Origin of the sequence: Gordonia jinghuaiqii (assembly GCF_014041935.1) — a bacterium.
Taxonomy (GTDB): domain Bacteria; phylum Actinomycetota; class Actinomycetes; order Mycobacteriales; family Mycobacteriaceae; genus Gordonia; species Gordonia jinghuaiqii.
Map to the genome: position 1 here is coordinate 1,830,595 of NZ_CP059491.1, position 19,179 is coordinate 1,849,773.

At 69.1% G+C, this 19,179-nt stretch carries 18 protein-coding genes; 6 read left to right on the forward strand and 12 right to left on the reverse strand.

Translation table 11 applies throughout. The features are described from left to right. Window positions 1-103 precede the first annotated feature (103 nt). The 11 genes from H1R19_RS08140 to H1R19_RS08190 form a co-directional block, all read right to left on the reverse strand. On the reverse strand, window positions 104-1,177 hold the full coding sequence (locus H1R19_RS08140) for a phosphotransferase family protein (RefSeq protein WP_219851163.1): 1,074 nt from the start codon (window positions 1,175-1,177) through the stop codon (window positions 104-106). An 82-nt stretch (window positions 1,178-1,259) separates the two neighbouring features. Next, window positions 1,260-3,149 carry a helix-turn-helix domain-containing protein gene (locus H1R19_RS08145; RefSeq protein ID WP_244970910.1) on the reverse strand — a complete coding sequence of 630 codons (1,890 nt, stop codon included), beginning with the start codon at window positions 3,147-3,149 and terminating at the stop codon, window positions 1,260-1,262. A 67-nt stretch (window positions 3,150-3,216) separates the two neighbouring features. Beyond that, on the reverse strand, window positions 3,217-4,491 hold the full coding sequence (locus H1R19_RS08150; protein WP_219851164.1) for a bifunctional 3,4-dihydroxy-2-butanone-4-phosphate synthase/GTP cyclohydrolase II: 1,275 nt from the start codon (window positions 4,489-4,491) through the stop codon (window positions 3,217-3,219). Continuing rightward, window positions 4,488-4,985: a flavin reductase family protein gene (locus H1R19_RS08155; RefSeq protein WP_188329778.1), complete on the reverse strand. Its 498-nt coding sequence runs from the start codon at window positions 4,983-4,985 to the stop codon at window positions 4,488-4,490. Before H1R19_RS08155 ends, H1R19_RS08150 begins: the two co-directional genes overlap by 4 nt. Before the next feature lie 113 nt (window positions 4,986-5,098). Next, window positions 5,099-6,190 (reverse strand): LLM class flavin-dependent oxidoreductase, encoded by a 1,092-nt coding sequence (locus tag H1R19_RS08160; protein WP_188329777.1) that lies wholly within the window; start codon window positions 6,188-6,190, stop codon window positions 5,099-5,101. A 61-nt stretch (window positions 6,191-6,251) separates the two neighbouring features. Then, entirely contained in the window at window positions 6,252-6,689 is a 438-nt protein-coding gene (locus H1R19_RS08165) for a nuclear transport factor 2 family protein (RefSeq protein WP_188329776.1), read from the reverse strand. 146 nt (window positions 6,690-6,835) lie between these two features. Further along, complete coding sequence (locus H1R19_RS08170) at window positions 6,836-7,567, reverse strand: SDR family oxidoreductase (RefSeq protein WP_188329775.1); 732 nt, start codon at window positions 7,565-7,567, stop codon at window positions 6,836-6,838. After that, window positions 7,564-8,364 carry an alpha/beta fold hydrolase gene (locus H1R19_RS08175; RefSeq protein ID WP_188329774.1) on the reverse strand — a complete coding sequence of 267 codons (801 nt, stop codon included), beginning with the start codon at window positions 8,362-8,364 and terminating at the stop codon, window positions 7,564-7,566. Before H1R19_RS08175 ends, H1R19_RS08170 begins: the two co-directional genes overlap by 4 nt. Continuing rightward, on the reverse strand, window positions 8,345-9,523 hold the full coding sequence (locus H1R19_RS08180; RefSeq protein ID WP_188329773.1) for an LLM class flavin-dependent oxidoreductase: 1,179 nt from the start codon (window positions 9,521-9,523) through the stop codon (window positions 8,345-8,347). Before H1R19_RS08180 ends, H1R19_RS08175 begins: the two co-directional genes overlap by 20 nt. Before the next feature lie 10 nt (window positions 9,524-9,533). After that, on the reverse strand, window positions 9,534-11,186 hold the full coding sequence (locus tag H1R19_RS08185) for a long-chain-fatty-acid--CoA ligase (protein WP_219851165.1): 1,653 nt from the start codon (window positions 11,184-11,186) through the stop codon (window positions 9,534-9,536). Further along, entirely contained in the window at window positions 11,183-12,226 is a 1,044-nt protein-coding gene (locus tag H1R19_RS08190; protein ID WP_219851166.1) for an LLM class flavin-dependent oxidoreductase, read from the reverse strand. The genes H1R19_RS08185 and H1R19_RS08190 overlap by 4 nt, the downstream gene beginning before the upstream one ends. 217 nt (window positions 12,227-12,443) lie before the next feature. On the opposite strand from H1R19_RS08190, the gene H1R19_RS08195 reads away from it, so the two are divergent. From H1R19_RS08195 to H1R19_RS08220, 6 genes are all read left to right on the forward strand, one after another. Next, window positions 12,444-12,824 (forward strand): hypothetical protein, encoded by a 381-nt coding sequence (locus H1R19_RS08195; protein ID WP_219851167.1) that lies wholly within the window; start codon window positions 12,444-12,446, stop codon window positions 12,822-12,824. Further along, window positions 12,821-14,035: a hypothetical protein gene (locus tag H1R19_RS08200; RefSeq protein WP_219851168.1), complete on the forward strand. Its 1,215-nt coding sequence runs from the start codon at window positions 12,821-12,823 to the stop codon at window positions 14,033-14,035. The genes H1R19_RS08195 and H1R19_RS08200 overlap by 4 nt, the downstream gene beginning before the upstream one ends. Continuing rightward, window positions 14,032-14,292 carry a hypothetical protein gene (locus H1R19_RS08205; protein ID WP_188329768.1) on the forward strand — a complete coding sequence of 87 codons (261 nt, stop codon included), beginning with the start codon at window positions 14,032-14,034 and terminating at the stop codon, window positions 14,290-14,292. The genes H1R19_RS08200 and H1R19_RS08205 overlap by 4 nt, the downstream gene beginning before the upstream one ends. A gap of 10 nt (window positions 14,293-14,302) precedes the next feature. Beyond that, entirely contained in the window at window positions 14,303-15,298 is a 996-nt protein-coding gene (locus tag H1R19_RS08210) for a dienelactone hydrolase family protein (RefSeq protein WP_219851169.1), read from the forward strand. A gap of 76 nt (window positions 15,299-15,374) precedes the next feature. Further along, on the forward strand, window positions 15,375-17,237 hold the full coding sequence (gene glmS, locus H1R19_RS08215) for a glutamine--fructose-6-phosphate transaminase (isomerizing) (protein ID WP_219851170.1): 1,863 nt from the start codon (window positions 15,375-15,377) through the stop codon (window positions 17,235-17,237). A 3-nt stretch (window positions 17,238-17,240) separates the two neighbouring features. Further along, window positions 17,241-18,725, forward strand: coding sequence for an NAD(P)H-hydrate dehydratase (locus H1R19_RS08220; protein WP_219851171.1), 1,485 nt, complete (start codon window positions 17,241-17,243; stop codon window positions 18,723-18,725). Here the strand turns inward: H1R19_RS08220 and H1R19_RS08225 are convergent. Then, the gene (locus tag H1R19_RS08225) at window positions 18,673-19,119 is read right to left on the reverse strand and encodes a hypothetical protein (protein WP_188329764.1); all 447 of its coding nucleotides are present in this window, start codon (window positions 19,117-19,119) and stop codon (window positions 18,673-18,675) included. The genes H1R19_RS08220 and H1R19_RS08225 overlap by 53 nt on opposite strands. Window positions 19,120-19,179 lie beyond the last annotated feature (60 nt).

Here is a 19,179-nt window from a genome sequence, read left to right on the forward strand (position 1 = left end):
GGTGCTCCGTTTCTGTGGGGGTCGGGTGCGGTGCGACGGGTCAATCGTTCTCGGACAACGCCGACCGTTCGGCCGCGTCGAGGACGGCAGGGCGTGCCGGCGGTCAGGACCCGTCGATGACGTGTCGGGCCCGGCCGAAGAGGCCTTCGGCGTAGCGGTGCAGACGTTCGCCGACGTCGCGGGGTGCCTTGCCGTCACACGACCGGGCGTAGGTGCCTTCGAGGATGATGCCGAGTTTGAAACTCGCGAGAACCGTGTACCAGTCCAGCGCGCTCAGATCGCGGTCGGAACGCTCGGCGTACCTCGCGACGATCTCGCTCCTGGTGGGCAGGTCGCCGGCCAGCCCTAGGGCGCTCTCGTACAGGTCGGGCCGGCGGGCGCTGTCGGGCCAGATGGCCAGCAGCACACCGAGATCCAGCAGGGGATCGCCGACGGTGGCCATCTCCCAGTCGACGATCGCCGCGACCTCGGGCCGACGGTGATCGAACAGGACGTTGGCCACGTGATAATCACCGTGCAGCAGTCCCGGCCGGAAGTCGCCGGGACGGTTGTCCTCGAGCCAGCCGGCCACGCGTTCGAGATCACCGAACGTGCCACCGGGATATCCGGGTGTCGAGGCGAACCGTTCGTGTTCGGCCAGCCACCGGGGCACCTGCCGTTCGAGGAAGCCCTCCGGCTTGCCGAAGTCGCGCAGGCCGACGGCGGTGTGGTCAACCGCCGCCAGTCCGGCCAGCGCGTCGATGAGAGCGTACCCCATGGCCTTTCGTCCCTCGGGAGTGGCGGCGTAGGCGGCGGGCAGCATCTCGGCGGCGTTGAACCCGTCGACGGGCTCCATGAGGTAGAAGGTGGCACCGAGCACGGCGGGATCGTCGGTGCCGGCGACGAAGCGGGGATGGGCGACGTCGGTGGCTCTCAGTGCCGCCAGCAGTGTCATCTCCCGCGCGATGACCGCATTCGACTGGGGCCGGAGGTGTCGGGGGCCGCGACGGAGCACGTATCTGCGGCCGCCTCGGCTGACGGTGACCATGATGTTCTGTGTGCCGCCGCGGAGGGGCTCGAGGTCGATCGTGTCACCGCCCGGCAGTCCCTGGTCGTCCATCCATCCCGCCAGGGCATCGGGGTCCACCGGCAGTCGGGCGGCCGGGGCGGGGCGGTCGGGGATCGTGCTGCGAGCCATGACTCGAACCTATGGCGATCGGTTGCCGGGGAGAACCGTCGCCGCCACGGGCCGTTGGAGGAATCCACAAAGCGCGTGAGCGTCACTGACCGGCGAGATCGAGGACCTGAAAGGCCATCTTGGCCGACAGGAGGCAGTCCAGCGACGTCGGATCGCGGCGCGCGATCTCCTTGATCCGTCCCAGCCGGTACCGGATCGTGTTCTCGTGGACATCCAGTGCCGCCGCGGTGGCCTGCACCTTGCCGTCCGCGGCGACGAAGGCACGCCAGGTGGCCAGGAGGGTGCCGTCGTCGTGTTCGCGGACCGTCGCGACGAAGGAATGCGCGAAGCGCACCGCCTCCTTCACGTGACCGCTGGAGACCACCACCCGGAACAGTCCGAGTTCGTCGAGGGTCATCACCCGTTGGTCCCAGCCGAAAGATTTTGCGATCGAACCCATCTCGCGCAGGTCGCGGTGGGCGTGCGGATAGTCGACGGCCTGGCGGCAGATCTCGGAGATCAGCGTGGCGCCCAGGGAGAGCTCGGTACCGAGCCGGTCCCGGATCATCGACAGGTGGTCGCGCACCCGTCCGACCTCGTCGGGGTCGTCGGAGTCGAGGCGGACCATGACGACCACCGCTCCCGGCAGACGCACCGCCGGCGGCGGCGGGATCGACATCACCGCGGCGAACGTGCGCGTGACCAGGGACTGGATCGCCGATGCCGTCAGCTTGTCGGTGGCGTCGTCGACGGTGAACCGGACGAGGACGTGCGGGTAGGTCAAGTCGATGCCGAACTGCGGTCCGCGCCGGATGAGATGCTCCTTGTCGCGGCTGTTGCGCAACAGGTCCGACAGGTAGTCGTCGCGGGCCTGGCCCTCGGTCTCGATCTGACGGCGTTCGGAGAGCATCTGCAACGCCAGGACCGTGGCACCCCGCTCGGCGATGTTCGCATCGAGTGCCTCCAGGCTCCGGCCGACTTCGACGATGCCGAGGAAGCCGGACTGCTTGCCTTCGATCACCATGCGGCACATGAGGTGTCGGCGTCCGAGTCCGACGGCGAGCTGAGCGGGGACGATCGCCGACGGCGTGCTCACCGACAGCTGCGCCAGTGTCTGGCGAACCGAGCTGGTGGCGCGCACCTTGGCACTCATGACCGGCGGTGCGGTCAGCTTCAGCGCCTCGGGGGCGGCCCAGGCGAGCACCTCGAACGAGTTGTTGTAGAGAACCACAGGCTTGGCCGACAGCTCCGACAACAGTTCGACGACCCGGTGGATGTTGGCGCCCTCGAGGACCGCGCTGGTCAGCCGGTGGTGGACGTCGGCGAGGTATGCCAGGGTCGCGTTGTTCCGGGCGATCTCGGCGGCCTGCCCGCGCAGGCGGGTGTTGAGCATGGCCTGGCTGATGAACAGCGCGCTGAGCCGTGCGAACAGTTCGGCCACCTCGATGTCCTCGCGCGTGAACTCGTGTTCGCGGCCGCGACTGTCGACGAAGATCAGGCCGATGACCGCATCGTCGAAGGTGAGCGGGACGCCGAGCATCGCGCGGACATCCCAGTGCGTCATCGTTCGGCGGTGGGGACGCGGGTCGTTGAGCGCGTCGGCGATCACGACGGGCGCGCGGGTGTTGATGACCTCCTGGCTGAAGAGGTCGCCGTCGAAACCGGAGATCTGCTTCTTGACCGCCTGGGTGATGTCCCCGGCTTCCTTGCAGAACCCGGCGGCGCCGCGATAACTGCCGTTCGCGTGGCGCAGGTAGACCGAGCAGCGGGTGACGCCCAGGAGCGCACAGAGCTTCTGGCCGACCAGGCTGAGCAGATCCTCGAGTCTGGTGTCGGTGATCGCCTCGGTCGTGATCTCGGCGAACGCGGCGATGACGTCGCGTTCCCTGCTGGGCACGTGGGCCGCGCCGTCGACCGCGCCGGAGGAAGTGCCGGCACCGGAAGCGGTGCCGGATCCCGTAGCGGTGCCGGTCCGGTTCACGATGGACGTCATCCGCACGGCCTCCTCACCACCTCAAGCCCATGGTGGTCCTCACAATACCAATCGGCTGTGACCGACGTCATGCCCCGGAGGTCTCGGCCAGTGCATCGCCGTGGAGCACGTGGCCCATTCGTTCCTGCTTGGTCCGTAGGTAGCGGACGTTGTGGGGGGTCGGCACCGTCGGCATCACGACGCGCCCGACGATCTCGAGGTCGTGCCCCCCGAGTCCGCCGTACTTGGCCGGGTTATTGGTGATGAGACGTACTCGTCGGATACCGAGATCGGAGATGATCGCGGCACCTGTGCCATAGGTACGGGAGTCCACCGGCAGGCCGAGGGCGGTGTTGGCGTCGACGGTGTCGAGTCCCTGCTCCTGGAGTGCGTAGGCACGGATCTTGTGGCCGAGCCCGATGCCGCGTCCCTCGTGTCCGCGCAGGTAGACCACAGCGCCGCAACCTTCTTCGGCGATCGCGGCCAGGGCCTGCTCGAGTTGGGCGCCGCAGTCGCAGCGGAGGGAGCCGACGATGTCGCCGGTGAGGCACTCGCTGTGGACCCGGACCAGCGCCCCTTCGCCGGACGCGCCGGCGGCGGCCACGTCACCCATGACGAGTGCGAGATGTTCGGTGTCGTCGATGTCCGAGCGGTAGGCGACGGCGCGGAAGTCGCCGAAGAGGGTGGGCATCGCGGCGGTGGCGATCTGCCGCACGAACGTCCCGGCGGCGGCCCGGTGGGCCACCAGGTCGGCGATACGCAGCACCGGCAGTCCGTGGTGGGCGGCGAAGGCGAGGAGATCCTCGCCCCGGCGCATCGATCCGTCCTCGGCGATGATCTCGCCGATGACCCCCACGTCGCCTGCCCCGGCCATCGTGACCAGGTCGACAGCGGCCTCGGTGTGGCCGGCGCGGGTGAGTACGCCTCCCTCGCGTGCCTGCAGGGGGAACACGTGACCGGGACGGCGGAGGTCGGTGGCGGCGGTGTCGTCGGCGGCGAGGGCCCGCACCGTCAGTGCCCGGTCGCGGGCGGAGACGCCGGTGCCGGCGTCGTGGTGATCGACGGTGACGGTGAAGGCGGTGCCGTGCGCGTCGCGATTGTCGGCGACCATCTGGGGCAGGTCGAGGCGGCGGGCCCGCTCGGCGGTCATCGGCGCGCAGATGATGCCGGTGGTGTGGCGGACGAGGAAGGACATCTGTTCGTCGGTGATGGACGCCGCCGAAGCGATGAGATCGCCCTCGTTCTCGCGGTCGTCGTCGTCGACCACGACGACGAATCCGCCGGCGGCGATCGCCGCGACGGCACGCGCGACGGACTGCGTCGAGGCCTCGGTGCCGATGGGGGTCGGGGTGGTGTTCGTCATGCGACCTCGAATGCTCGGTGGGTGCCGAACACCCGGTCGTGGTAGGTCAGGGGCGCGGCGGGCGTCACGCCGGTCTCGATGACGGTGCCGAGTGCGACGACGTGATCGCCGCCGTCGACGAGGGTCTCTGTCGTACACGCCAGCCAGCCCGACGCGCCGCCGAGGCGGGGGAGACGTGCAGACGCCGACCAGTCGACCCCGTCGAACTTTTCCGCGCCCTTTCGGGCGAACCGGAGCGCGACGTCGGCCTGGTCGTGGGCGAGGACATTCAACCCGAAAGCGCCGGTGCGGCGGATGATCGCCAGGAGGTCGGAGCCGCGGTCGAGTGACACCAGGATCATCGGCGGCCCCATCGACAGCGACGTGAAGGCGCTGACCGTGGTGCCGTGTGGGCGTTGTCCGTCGAAGGCCGTGACGACCGCGACGGGCGTACACACCCGGGCCATCACCTCCCGGAACCCGAGGGCCACCTGGTGGACGGCGGTGTCGCTCATCGCTCCTCCTTCACTTCTGGCGATGCCGGTGGGATTCTCCGGCGCCGTTGGAATGGGACCGCTGCGGCGCCGTGAGAACCTCGGCGCCGCAGCGGTGTTCATTGTCCGACCGGTCAGACGCCCGCGGGTGTCCGTGCGGTCATCTTGTGCAGCTCGGGGACGACCTTCTCGCCGAACAGCTTCAGGCTCTTCTCCGCCTCGTCGAAGGGGAGTCCGCCGAAGGAGAAGGCCGCGTTGGGAAGGAAGTCGCCGATGAGCTCGTGGCGGTGGGCGTACTTCTCCACGATCTGCTCGGGAGTGCCGTAGACGTTGGCCTCGACGTAGGCGTCGGCGGCCGCTTCCATACCGGCCTCACGGATCATGTCCGCGCCGGCCTGATAGGTCTCGTAGCCCTTGGTCTCCCGCCAGTGCTTGCCCGCGAAGTCGTAGTGCTTGATGACCGACAGGAAGTACCGGTTGATGTGCTCGTAGGCCAGGCGCCGGGCCTCCTCGGCGTCCTCGTGGCAGATGACGAAGTCCTGGATGACCGGCGGGCCGGGCTCGGTGCCCTGGGCGTCGCGGAACATCTGCCTCCATCCGTTGATCGCTTCCGCGTGCTTCTCGAACGGGAACTGCATGAAGGTCATCATCTGCACACCGAGGTCGGCGACCACGGGTACCGAATCCGGCGACATCGCGGCAGCGAAAAGTCTTCCGTCCCAAGAAGTGTTCGGGTTGGGCGCGGGCCGCAGTGCGATCTCGGGCTGCGGGTACATCGGACCGTCGCCGGAGACGACGCCGGTGCGGAGACCGCGCAGCACCATCTCGGCGGCCTCGTTGAAGCGAGGGCGGGCCTCCTCCATCGGGATGCCGAAGGCCTCGTACTCCATCTTCGCCAGACCGCGTCCCATGCCGAGAAGTACACGGCCGCCCGACATCTGGTCGAGCATGATGGCCTTCTCGACCACGCGCAGCGGATCGTTCCACGGCAGGATGGTGGCACCGATGCCCAGCATGACCTTCGAGGTGCGACCGGCGAGGTAGGCCAGGATGGCGAAGTTGTCCGGGCACATCGAGTAGTCGTCGAAGTGGTGTTCGGCCGACCAGACCGAATCGAAACCGGCCTTTTCGGCCAGTACGCCGAGCTCGAGGTCGTGTAAGAAGACCTCCTCGTCGCTGACGTTGTCGTGGTAGTTCTGGAAGACGAGCAGTACGCCGACATCCATGTCATTGGCTCCTTCGGTGAACGGGATCGGATTTCGAGGGTTTCTGGCTGGCGAGGGGACTTCAGTCGAGGAAGACCGCGCGGGTGTGCTCGGTGTCGAGAAACTCCTTGACCTCGTGGATCTTTCCGTCGCGGACGACGAAGACGAAGTGGTAGAGGTTGTTGTAGACCCGTCCGTTCGCCATCTCCGAATACGACTCGGTCTCGACGGCGACGCGGTCGCCCTCGGCGGTCCAGGCCAGCGGCTTCAGTGCGATGGCACCGGTTTTCGTGGTGGCGGAGAGACCGGCCAGCATCGCGCCGAACTCCTCCTTGTTCTTCGTCCCGGAGATGCCGTCGATGGTGCCGCCGACCCACCAGGTGGCGTTCGGCGCCAGGAAGGACAGGATGGCGTCGACGTCGCCGCTGGAGAACACCTCCATGAATTCCGCGACCAGAGCCTTGTTCTGCTGCGCGGTGATCTGCGGGTCTGGGTCGAGGCGCGCTGTGCTGGTTGCCATCGAAGGCCTCCTTCTTACGGTCACCCACGAGGGCGAGAAACTGTGTGCAACAACGACGTTATGAGGCTGTGTGGTGTGAGTCACCCCCTCTGGTCCGGTCCTTTTGTGGGTTGCCACAACTCGCTGTCGTGGCCCGACGTGGCAGGTCACCGGTTGCCGCCGCTGAAGGAACCGAGCAGTCCTCCGTCGACCGGCACCGTGGCCCCGTACATGTAGGTCGACCCCGCCACGTCGACGATGACCTGCGCGATCTCCTCCGGACGTCCCGTGCGGCCGGCGGGAATCGACGAGACGATGCGTGCGCGCGCCCGATCGCTGAGCCCGGACGTCATGTCGGTATCCACAAAACCCGGGACGACCAGGTTGACGCGGATGTCGCGGGGAGCGAGCTCGGCGGCGAGGACCTGGGTCAGCCCGCTGAGACCGGCCTTGGCCGAGCCGTAGGCCACGTCGCCCGGAAATCCTCGAAGACCCACCACCGCACCGACATTCACGATCGATGAGCCCGGTCGGAGAATCGGGACGGTCGCTTTGCACATCTCGAACGCACCGGTGAGATTGGTTCCCAGCACCAGATCCCACGCCTCACGACTCAGGTCGTCGACGCGGCCGCCGCGGTGGACCCCGGCAACGTTGATCAGCGCGTCGACGCCGCCGTACTCCTCCTTCACGGTGGACAACGCGCCCGCCACCGATTCGGAGTCGGTGATGTCGGCCTTGAGTTCCAGTACCTGCGCGGGATGGGTGAATGGGGTGGTGGACACGCCTCGCGCGAGAGAGACCACCTGATCGCCACGGGCGGTGACGGTTTCGACCACCGCCCGGCCGATGCCACGGGATCCGCCGGTGACGATCCAGACCTTGGGTGCAGGGCTCATTGCTTCAGGAATCCCGTCAGTTCGGCGAGGTACCGGTCACGGTCCTCGAGGAAGGGGGCATGCCCGCACCCGTCGAAGGGCACCAGGCGCGCCCGCGGGTTCAGGTCGAGGACGGCCTGGGCGCCGGCGAAGGGGACGAACGCGTCGTCGCGCCCGTGGAGCAGCAGGATCGGGACCTCGAGGCCGCCGAGTTCCTTGCGCAGATCGGTGCGGGCGAGGTCTCGCAGCGAGTCGTCGCCGATCGGGCCCATCTCCAGGAACATTCCCCAGATCCAGTCGAGCACATCGGAACTCGGTGGGGTCGCGCACACGGCGGCGGCGACGCCGCGGAAGGTGTCGGCGCGGTTGGCGGCGGCGCCGGCCAGCACGCCTTCGACGTCGTCGGATGTTCCGCCGTAGGGCCAGTCGTCGGTGGCGGTGTACCGGGGCGACGCACCGCCGGTCAGGACCAGGCCGGCGGCCCGTGAGCCGAGCGACGCCGCGGCGGCGGTGGCCACCGCACCGCCGAGGGACCAGCCGTTGACGACCGGGGACGACAGCCCGAGGTGCTCGACCACCTTGACGACGTCGGCGGCCAGTGCCCCGATGGACACGTCCTCGAAGTCCTTGTCCGAGCGACCGCAACCACGCAGGTCGACGAGTACGACCTCGTGACCGGCGGCCTTCAGCGCCGGGGCAGTGGTGTCCCAGCAACGGGTGTTGGCAGCCCAGCCGTGGATCAGAACCACCGGACGGGCGTCACCGCGGTGATGCTCGAAGTAGATCCGGCGATCGTTCTCAACCGCGAGATAGCTCATGGAACTCTCCTTCTTCGTCGAACTCGATGTCGAAATATCTGTCGGTGGCAGTGGCCGGTTCCTCGTCGCGCAGGGTGCGAGGGACGAGTGGTGGTGCGTCGGCGAAACGTGGCATGACGTGCTCGGCGAGCAGTTCCATCGACCGCACGACGTGCTCGTGGGGCATCCCGCCGAACCGCATCCAGCAGATGAGGTGATCGAGGCCCGTCTCCTCTCGGAGGATCTCGATCTCGCGGACGAGTCCGTCGGGTTCGCCGACGTAGCACACGCCGCCCTCGCGCAGGCCGGTCAGCGACATCGCGCCTTCGGCCGCGGCTTCGGCCAGGGCGGCGTATCGCTCATAGCCCGCGGGTGCCTGCGCACCCTGGGGGACCGCCGCCATCACGTTGTCGAAGTACCACTCGAGGCAGGGCCGGGCCTGTTCCACCGCCCGCGCATCGTTCTGCGCCAGGTGAATCTGCCAGTTCATCGGGAAGTCGAGGGAGAGCGGATCGCAGCCGCGGTGCATGAGTGTGCGTTTGGCGCCGACCACGAATCCGTTCAGCTCGGGCAACGTCATCAGCGTCGGGGTCACGAGCATGTTGTGCCCGTGGTCGGCCACCAGGTCGAAGGTCTCGGGACTGATGGACGCCACATAGATCGGCGGCGTCGGCTGTTGCAGCGGAGCCGGTCGGCAGTCGACGGCATCGATGTGAAAGTGCTTGCCGCGGAAGGTGTACGGCTCACCGACGGCCTTCGTCCAGAGTCCGGTGACGATCTGGAAGGCCTCGTCGAAGACCTCACGGCTGACGTCTTGTCGGTCCCCGACGCCCATCGCGCGGAACTCGTGGGGCTGGTAGCCGCGGCCTGCGCCGAAATCGAGCCGGCCGCCGGAGATCACGTCGACCATGGCGTAGTCCTCGGCGATGCGCACCGGCCAGGCGAGGGTCAGGTTGCTGACCGCGACGCCGATGCGTATCCGCGTGGTGCGGGCCGCGATGGCCGCCGCGGCCACCTGTGGCGAGGGCATCGAGCCGTAGGCGCTGCCGTGGTGTTCGGCGAGCCAGACCCCGTCGAATCCGAGGCTCTCGGCGATCTCGACCTGCGACAGCATCTCGTCGTAGGCCCGGCGGAAGTCCCCGTCGGGACTCTCCAACACGTAGAACAGGCTGAACTTCACACTGCTGACGTTAGGAATCGCCGTGCGCGACCGGAATGGGAGAATCCGCGGCGGTTGTGGGTTCCCACAAATCACGGGTCCCGGCTGCCTGTTCGCGCAGCGACCGTTTGTCGAGTTTTCCGACGCTGGTGCGCGGGAGCTGCCCGACGACCACGATCAGTTCGGGCACCCACCAGCGCGGGATCCTGGTGGCCAGCTCGTCCCGCACCGCCTCGGTGTCGAGGCCGGCGTCGCCGACGACGTAGGCGACCGGCCGCTCCTGCCAGCGCGGATGCGGGACCGATACGACCGCCGCCTCGTGCACGCCGGGGTGTTCGAGCAGCGCCTCCTCCAGGGCAACCGAACTGATCCATTCCCCGCCGCTCTTGATCAGGTCCTTGGTGCGGTCGACGATCGTGAGGTAGCCGTGCTCGTCGATGACGCCGATGTCGCCGGTGCGCAACCAGCCGTCGTCGAACCGTTCGGGATGTTCGGCCCGGTAGTAGGCGGTGGCGACCCACGGACCCCGGATCAGGATTTCCCCGCGGCTGATGCCGTCATGCGGCATGACCTCGCCGTCGTCGACGAGCTTCCACTGCAGACCGGGTAGCAGGCGTCCCTGTTTGCGGATGTGCTCCCAGCGGCGTTCCGGGTCGTCATCGGTGAAGGCCGGGGGACGCGAGAACGTCGCCATCGGCGAGATCTCGGTCATCCCCCAACCCTGGAAGACGGGTATGCCGAGTTGCTCGAGGTCGCGGATCAGCGCGAGCGTCGGCGTCGAACCGCCGAGGACCAGCGCGCGCAGGCTGGTCAGGTCGGTCCCCGCGCGCCGCGCGTGGGCGAGCAGGTCGACCGCCACGGTCGGGACCATGCCGGTGTAGGTGACCCGCTCGGCGGCGATGATGCCGGCGATGTGCGCCGGGGTCGGATGGGGTCCCGGCAGGATCTGGTCGGCCCCGGACATCAAGGCGGCGAACGGAACCCCCCAGGCGTTGGCGTGGAACATCGGGACCACCAGCAGGGCGCGGTCGCGTTCGGAGATGGCATGCCCATCGGCCAGGCAGGCCGCCATCGTGTGCAGATACAGCGACTTGTGGGAATACCCAACACCCTTCGGGGCCCCGGTCGTGCCGGAGGTGTAGCAGAGCACGGCCAGATCGTCGTCCGCCCGCGGGACGGGTGCCGCAAGTGGTTCGGCCGCCTCGATCATCGAGTCCGGCGACGGCCGGCCGGAGTCCGCGGAGCCGTCGTCGATCTGCACGACCGGCATGCCGGGGCGCTGTTCGCGAGCGTCGTCGAGGAGATGCTCCAGTGACGGGTCGGCGAAGATCATCGTGTCGTCGGCGTGGTCGACGATGTAGGCGATCTCTGCGGGCGAGAGCCGGATGTTGATGGTGTGCAACACCGCACCGGCCAGCGGGACCGCGAGGTAGAGCTCGAGATGGCGACGGTGGTTCCAGGCCAGGGTGCCGACCCGATCGCCCGGCGCCACGCCGCTCGCGATCAGCGCCGAGGCCAGGCGCAACACCCGGTCGGCGTACTCGCGATAGGTGTACCGGAAGACCTCCACCCCGTCGACATGGTCGACGATCTCCTTGTCGCCGAACATGTCTCGCGCACGGTAGAGGAAGTCGGTGATCACCAGCGGGTGGGCGGACGGGCCGCCGGCCGGGTGCTCGATCATGCGTGTACCTCCTCCACGGATGCCTCGCCGGCCAACCTGGCCCGGACCGCGGGGATGACCTTCGTGGCCAACAGTTCGATGCGTGCGCTGCCGCTGTCGACCTCCTCGCCGGGCAGCTGTGCCCAGAAGTGCACGTCCTCGATCTGCGGGGTCTGACGGAGCAGCGTCGTGAGTTCGTCGACGGCGGTGGCCGGATCCCACAGCGTGAACGACCCGGCGTCGACGAGCTGGTCGGGTTCGGTGAACTGCGGGACCGGACCGAAGGCGCCCATCTCGATGTACTGGTTGATCTGGTAGAGCGCGTGGGTGCCGATACGGGCCCACTCCCGCTCGGGATCGTCGGCGATGATCGTCCACTGGCCGGCGAAGATCCGCCCTTCCGAGCGGGGGCGTCCGAGCCGTTCGAGCGCGTCGAGATACGACGCGTGGTGGCTGTTCTGGGTACTGAGGAACCCGTCGCCGATACGGGCCGCCCGCTCGATCGCCGGGTCGGCCATCGCGCCGACGAGGAGGTCGGGGATGACCTCGGGTGTCGGGGTCACCGGCAGCGCCGGCTTGCGCAGGCGTTTGCCGTCGAACGGTTCGGCGGAGCCCGACCAGCACCGTCGCACGATCTCGACCCCCTCCTCGAGCAGGCTCGGCCGGTTGATCAGCCGGCGGTCGAAGGCGGCGAACTCCGGCGCCCAGTACCCCTGGCCCACACCGAGCGAGAACCGTCCGCCGGTGAGCAGGGAGAGGGTGGCCGAGTCCTCGGCAAGGCGGATCGGATTGTGCAACGGCGACACCACCAGGTTGGTGCCGATGTTCATCGTCGTCGTCCGGTCACCGATCGCCGAGGCGAGGAGGAACGGTGACGGGGTGTAGCCGTCGTCCATGAAGTGGTGCTCGGTGAGCCACACCGAGTCGATGCCGATGGACTCGGCCCACGCGATCTGATCGAGGGTCGCGCGATAGAAGTCGCCGAACCCCCTGCCATCGGCGTTGCCGGCGGGGTTGCGGAAGTCGTACCACAGCCCGAAGCTCGCCTTCGACGTTCTCATTGCATGTCCTTTCGACGCCAGTGTGGTCGATGTCACTCTCGATGATGGATGTGATCGGCGAAAGGTCGCATCGAGGTGGCTGTTGTCGGAAATCCCAACCGGAAAACGTCGGACAGGGAACCCGGCGGGGCCCGCCTGCGTCCAAGGTGCGGGTCTGCGACGCGGCACGGCGGGCCGGGTGGATGGGTACGATCACCGCATCGTCAGGGGGTGGGACATGACCGACACCGGTGTGCGACAGATTGCGATGGACACCGAGCAGGTGTGCGGGGTCGCTGCGTACTACCGCAGGTCGGCGTTGGTGGTGACGGCTGTCGCCGATGACCTGACGACGCACGAGTTCGGGACGTGGGTTCGGGCGCACCGCGCGCCCGCCGATACGGGGGCCGGTCCCGACGCCGCAACACTCGCCCGACTCGCCGCCACCTACTCGGAGATGAGCGCGACGCTCGCACAGCGTCTACGTGCCCAGGCGCGTGCGGCGGGCGTGCTCGCCGACAGCCTGCGCAACAGTGCGATCTCCATGTCGGCCGGCGACGAGCAGGTCGCGGGCGAGATCTCGCGCGCGCTGCCCGCATCCGGGGTGAACCCGCGGTGAGGCGGGGAGAGGACTCCCTGACGATCCTGCGCCAGGACGCCCAGGCGGGCACGGGCGCGCTCACCGACCTGCTGGCGGCCGGCCGTCTGATGGGGGTTCCGGTGCCCGACGACGCCACCGTCCGCGCCGGACTCCGCACGATCGACCTCGTCGACATCGCAGCGCTCTCGGCGGACAGCCGGGTCCTCGTGTCCGCTCACCGCGCGGTCTCCGAACAACTCCACCACCTGCCCGAGCAGCAGGTCCGCCTCGATGACGGCTGGAACAGCGATTCGTCGAAGGTGGCGATCGGCGCGGTCATCGACCACCAGCGGCGCGCCGAGTCCGACCTCCACGTGTTACGCACCCTCACCGACGCCACCGCGGCAGCCGCGTCGGGTATCGACCGGTTGCTCCGCACCTTCTACCTCACCGTGGCGCGATTGTCGGCGCCGACCGCTGCCGGGGTGCCACCGGCCGAGCTTCCGCAGGCCGTGCTCACCGGGCGCGTGCCGCTCGGTGTCGCCATCGAAGACGTCCGCTCGCGGGTGGAACTGTTCACCGCCGCGGTCGATGCCACCACTCGTGGGATCACCGGGATTCTGGACATCCTCAACCGATCCCTGCACGGCATCGACGACGAGCTCTACCCCGTCGATCAGAGCCCGACCGAGAGATCGGTGGAGGCCGCCCGGGGGCATACCGCGTCAGCCCAGACCCCATCTCCTGCCCAGGCCCCGCCGCCGGCCGGGGTTGCTGCGGTTCGTGGCGACCTCACGTACCCGCAACCGGACACCCACCAACCCCCGGACGGGCATGCACCGCCGACGCCCACGGCGCCGGGTGGCGCGCTCGCCCAGACCGAGCCGGCCCAGACCGAGCCGGCCCAGACCGCGCCGGTCCGGACCGAACCGCTTCCGGAGGGCCGGGAGCGCGACGGTGCCGACGTGCCGTTCCGGCTGGGAGGCGGTACGGCCGGACATCTTGCGGACGGACATATTGCGGACGGACGCAGTGCGGCCCCAGCGGGTTCCGCCATCGCCGGGATGTCCGGGGTGACGTCCGAATCGCAACCCGCACAGAAGGGTTCGACAGAGTCGACGCACGTCGTCGCCGATACGCGTGGCGGTCGGACCGCGCCGGACCCCGACGCCGCACCGGACCCCGACACCGCACCGGACGCCTCGCCGGGCCGGTCGGCCGGGGATCTCGCACTGGCAGGTGACCAGTGAACCTCGCCGATCAGATCGAGGCACTCGCGCGCAACGCCACCGCCGACGTCGCCGAGGCGTCGCGCCGGTTCTCCGCCGCGCAGCGCGATCTCGCGCTCGCCATGACCGAACATCGGCGCAACGCGGTGCAGTCGGAGACCGACCGCTTGCGCGAAGACCTCGAGAACACCGCCGACGCCGCCGATGCCGTGCCGGGGATCATGCTGCCCGCCGACATGGCCGATGCCAGTCCCCATCTGCGGCCACCGAACGCATAGGGTGTCAGCTGTGCCAGGCAAGAAGCGTCAGAAGCCGTCGCAGTCGCCCGCGAAACTGATGAAGGTGCTCGCCCGTCGCGGCCCCCACCGGGTGCTGCGGGGCGATCTCGGGATCGTCGGAACCCCCGGTGAGGTGTTCACGCCGGCAGCGGGCGAGCGGCTCCCCGCCATCGCATTCGGTCACGGTTGGCTGGTCTCACGGGATCGCTACCGCGACTTCTGTCAGCATCTCGCGTCCTGGGGCATCGTCGTCGCCGTGCCGGCCGGGCAGCGGGGCGTCCTGGCCTCCGACGAGGCGATGGCGGCCGATCTGCGTTCGGCCCTGTCCATCGTGTCGCGGGTCCCGCTCGGCTTCGGCGCGATCACCGTCGACCCGCGCAAGGTCGGCTTCGCCGGTCACGGCTTCGGTGCCGCCGCGGCCGTGATCGCCGCCTCCGAGGGTGTCCTGCACGGTCAACCGCAACCGCCGGTCCGAGGTGTCGTCGCGCTGTTCCCCGCACCCACCACCTCGACGCTGATCCCGGCCGCGCGTCGGGTGTCCGCTCCGGGCCTCATCGTCTCGGCGATCGGTGAGCTCGACACCCTCGACGGCAACGCCCTCCCGCTCGCGCAGGCCTATGGGTCCGATCACACGGGGTCCGGAGACGACACCCCGGCCGTGGTGCTGCGCACGCCCCCGGGCGCCACCGCGCGGGGCTTGATCGAACACCGCTCGATCAAGTCGCTCATCGGCGGCAACGGCGCCGACAAGAAGACGCACACCGCGGCGCGCGCACTCACCACCGGTTTCCTGCTGCACACCCTGAACGACGACCCCGACTACCAGGCGTTCGCCGATGCCGACACGGTGCTCGGCAAGGTCCCGGCCGTCGACCTCGACGATCCGCCGGAGCTGCAGGACAAGTTCGCCAAGCTGCTCGGCGCGAAAGAACGAAAGCGTCGTCGAGCGGCGAGCCCGGTCCCTGCCGGGGCGCCGAACATCGTGGTGCCCCAGACCCTCGAATGAGCCCGACTGTGGCACTCGTCGCGCGGCCCGACGTGTGACACCGTCGACCCCCGTAGCGCAGGTACGCTGACTAGCTATGTGTGGAATCGTGGGATACGTGGGGGGCCGCGATGCCCTGGACATCGTCGTCGAGGCACTTCGACGGATGGAGTACCGCGGGTACGACTCGGCAGGCGTGGCGATCCTCGACGGCGCAGGCAACACCGCGATCCAGAAGAAGGCGCTCCGCATGGAGAACCTGGAGAAGCAGATCGCGACCGTGGGGCGCGAGTCGTTGTCGGGGCGTACGGGCATCGGTCACACCCGGTGGGCGACGCACGGCAAGCCCACCGACCGCAACGCGCACCCGCACGCCAGCGACGACGGCAAGATCGCCGTCGTACACAACGGCATCATCGAGAACTACGCCGAGCTGCGCGCCGAGCTCGAGGACGCCGGGGTGGAGTTCGGTTCCGACACCGACACCGAGACCGCGGTCCACCTGGTGTCCAAGTACTACGCGCTGGGACCCACCGCCGGCGACTTCGTCGCCAGCGCCTACGCCGCACTGCAACGCCTCGAAGGTGCGTTCACGCTGGTGTTCACCCACGCCGACCACGCGGACACCATCGTCGCCGCCCGCCGGTCGACGCCGCTCGTCGTGGGTGTCGGCGAAGGTGAGATGTTCGTCGGGTCGGATGTGACCGCCTTCATCGAGCACACCCGCGACGCGGTGGAACTCGGCCAGGACGAGGTCGTGGTGATCACCGCCGATTCCTACACGATCACCGATTTCGAGCAGAATCCCCGCGTGGGCAAGCCTTTCCACATCGACTGGGATCTCGCCGCCGCCGAAAAGGGCGGTTACGACTTCTTCATGCTCAAGGAGATCGCCGAACAGCCGCGCGCGATCGCCGACACGCTGCTCGGGCATCTCCAGAACGGCCGCATCGTTCTCGACGAGCAGCGCCTCACCGACGATGACCTGCGCGATGTCGACAAGGTGTTCGTGGTCGCATGTGGCACCGCCTACCATGCCGGGCTCCTGGCCAAGTACGCGATCGAGCACTGGACGAGGCTGCCCGTCGAGATCGAACTGGCCAGCGAGTTCCGCTACCGCGACCCGGTCCTGGACCGTTCGACCCTGGTCGTGGCGATCTCGCAGTCGGGGGAGACCGCCGACACCCTCGAGGCCGTGCGTCACGCCAAGGACCAGAAGGCCCGGGTCCTGGCGATCTGCAACACCAATGGTGCGCAGATCCCGCGTGAATCCGACGCGGTGCTCTACACCCACGCCGGACCGGAGATCGGGGTGGCGTCGACGAAGTGTTTCCTCGCCCAGATCGTCGCGGCCTACCTCGTGGGTCTCGCGCTGGCCCAGGCCCGCGGCACGAAGTACGCCGACGAGGTGGCCCGCGAATTCGAGGCGATCGAGGCGATGGCCGACACGGTCGCGCAGGTGCTCGAGACGATGGAGCCGGTCCGCGAGCTCGCGCGGTCGTTGGCGCACCACAACACGGTGCTGTTCATCGGCCGCCACGTCGGATATCCGGTGGCGCTCGAGGGTGCGTTGAAACTCAAGGAACTCGCCTACATGCATGCGGAGGGATTCGCGGCCGGTGAGCTCAAGCACGGGCCGATCGCCCTCATCGAGGACGGTCTGCCGGTCATCACGGTGATGCCGTCGGCCGAGGGGCGTGCGGTCCTGCACTCGAAGATGGTCAGCAACATCCGGGAGATCCAGGCCCGCGGTGCCCGCACCATCGTCATCGCCGAACCCGACGACGCGGCCGCCCGCGCGGTGGCCGACGAGTTCATCCCGATCCCGAAGACGCCCACGCTCCTGCAGCCGCTGGTCTCGACCGTGCCGTTGCAGGTGTTCGCGGCCAGCGTCGCCCAGGCCCGCGGCTACGACGTCGACAAGCCGCGCAACCTGGCCAAGTCGGTCACCGTCGAGTAACCCGTGCCGACCCGCCACCTGACGGCCGATGAGGTCCGCGACGCCGAACGGGCGTCGGGGCACCTACTCACCGATGGCACCCTCATGCGCCGCGCCGCGCACGGCGTCGCGCAGGTGGTCGCGGGCGAGCTACGCAGCACCGGCGGCTGTTACGGGCGGTCGGTCGGAGTCGTCGTCGGTGCCGGCGACAACGGTGGCGACGCCCTGTTCGCCGCGGCGGACCTGGCACGACGCGGGGTGGCGACGCACGCGGTGCTGCTGGCACCGGACAAGGCGCATCCGGCGGGGCTGAGCGCCTTCCGTGCGGCGGGTGGACGCGTCGGGGATCAGCTTCCCGACGGTCTTGACGTCGTCATCGACGGAGTGGTCGGCATCGGTGGCCGCGGACCGCTGCGACCGGCCGCCGCGGAGGTCTTCGACGCGTTGGGTCCGGAGACGACGATCGTCGCGGTGGACCTGCCCTCCGGAGTCGACGCCGACACCGGCGAGGTCCACACGCCGGCGGTTCGTGCCGACATCACCGTGACCTTCGGGTTCCCGCGGCGGGCGCACCTGCTGGCCGCACCGGTCTGCGGTCGCGTCGTGGTCGTCGACATCGGCATCGGCGACCCGGCCGGCGAGTTCGACGGTTCGTCGAAAACGGTGTCACCGCAACTCTTCTCGTACTCGGATGAGGACATCGACTGGCCGTTGCCCGGCCCGGGAGACGACAAGTACACGCAGGGTGTGGTCGGCATCATCGCCGGATCGCACCGCTATCCCGGCGCGGCGATCCTCGCCACGGGTGCCGCGGTGACCGCGACCTCGGGGATGACGCGTTATGTCGGGTCGGCGCACGCCGAGGTCGTCGCACACTTTCCCGAGGTCGTCGCGGCCCCGGACCTCGCCGACGCCGGTCGGGTGCAGGCGTGGGTCGTGGGGCCCGGGATGGGCACCGACGACGCGGCGCTCACCACCCTGCGGACCGTGCTGGACACCGACCTGCCGGTCCTGCTCGACGCCGATGCGCTGACAGTCGTCGCCGAGCATCCCGAGCTCGTCGCCCGACGCGCGGCCCCGACCCTGCTCACTCCGCACGCCGGCGAGTTCGCGCGGCTGACCGGCGCCGGGGTGGGGGCCGACCGTCTCGCCGCGGTCGCCGACCTCGCCTCGCGGTGGTCGCTCACGGTACTGCTGAAAGGTCGCATCACGCTGATCGCCGAACCCTCGGGACGTGTCGTCGGCAACGATGCCGGGTCGTCGTGGGCGGCGACCGCCGGGGCCGGTGACGTGCTGTCCGGGATCGCCGGGTCACTTCTCGCCGCCGGGCGGTCGCCGCAGGAGGCGGGGGCCGCGGCGGCGCGCGTCCATGCCCGGGCGGCCGAACTCGCCAGCTGTGGGGCCCCGATCGGGGCGTCGGCGCTGCTGGGTGCCCTGCGGCCGGCGATCCGGGAGTTCACCGCCCCGCGAGGACGAACACGAACGGGAACACCGCGGTCATCGCGCTGAATGTAGTGACGAGCAGCAGCAGAATGAGGTCTACGACCGGGGCCACACGGTTCACGTCGTCTGCCCGGACGCGCGCGAGGAACGAGACCGTCAGCCCGGCGCCGGCGCCGGCCGTGGCGAGCACCGCGACGAGGTACACACCCAGCGAGGCGTACGCATATGCGCTCGCGTCCTGATCGGACAGGGCCCTGCCGAAGGAGATGACGATGAGGACCATGGCCGCGAGGAAGCCCACCCACGCGACGGCGTTCGAGGCCCACGCCAGGAGCGAGGCGCGTAGCCCTGGGCGCGTCCGGGCACCAGGGCCCGTCGGTGGGACGGGGACGAAGTCGTCGGCGATGGGGTTTGCGGGCGGGGCGGCGGGGGTGTGGTGCGTATTCACGGTGGCGTGCATGGCGTCCTTCGCGGGAACGGGCCGGGCGGTAGGAGGGTCGGCATCCAGTCAAGCGCGCCG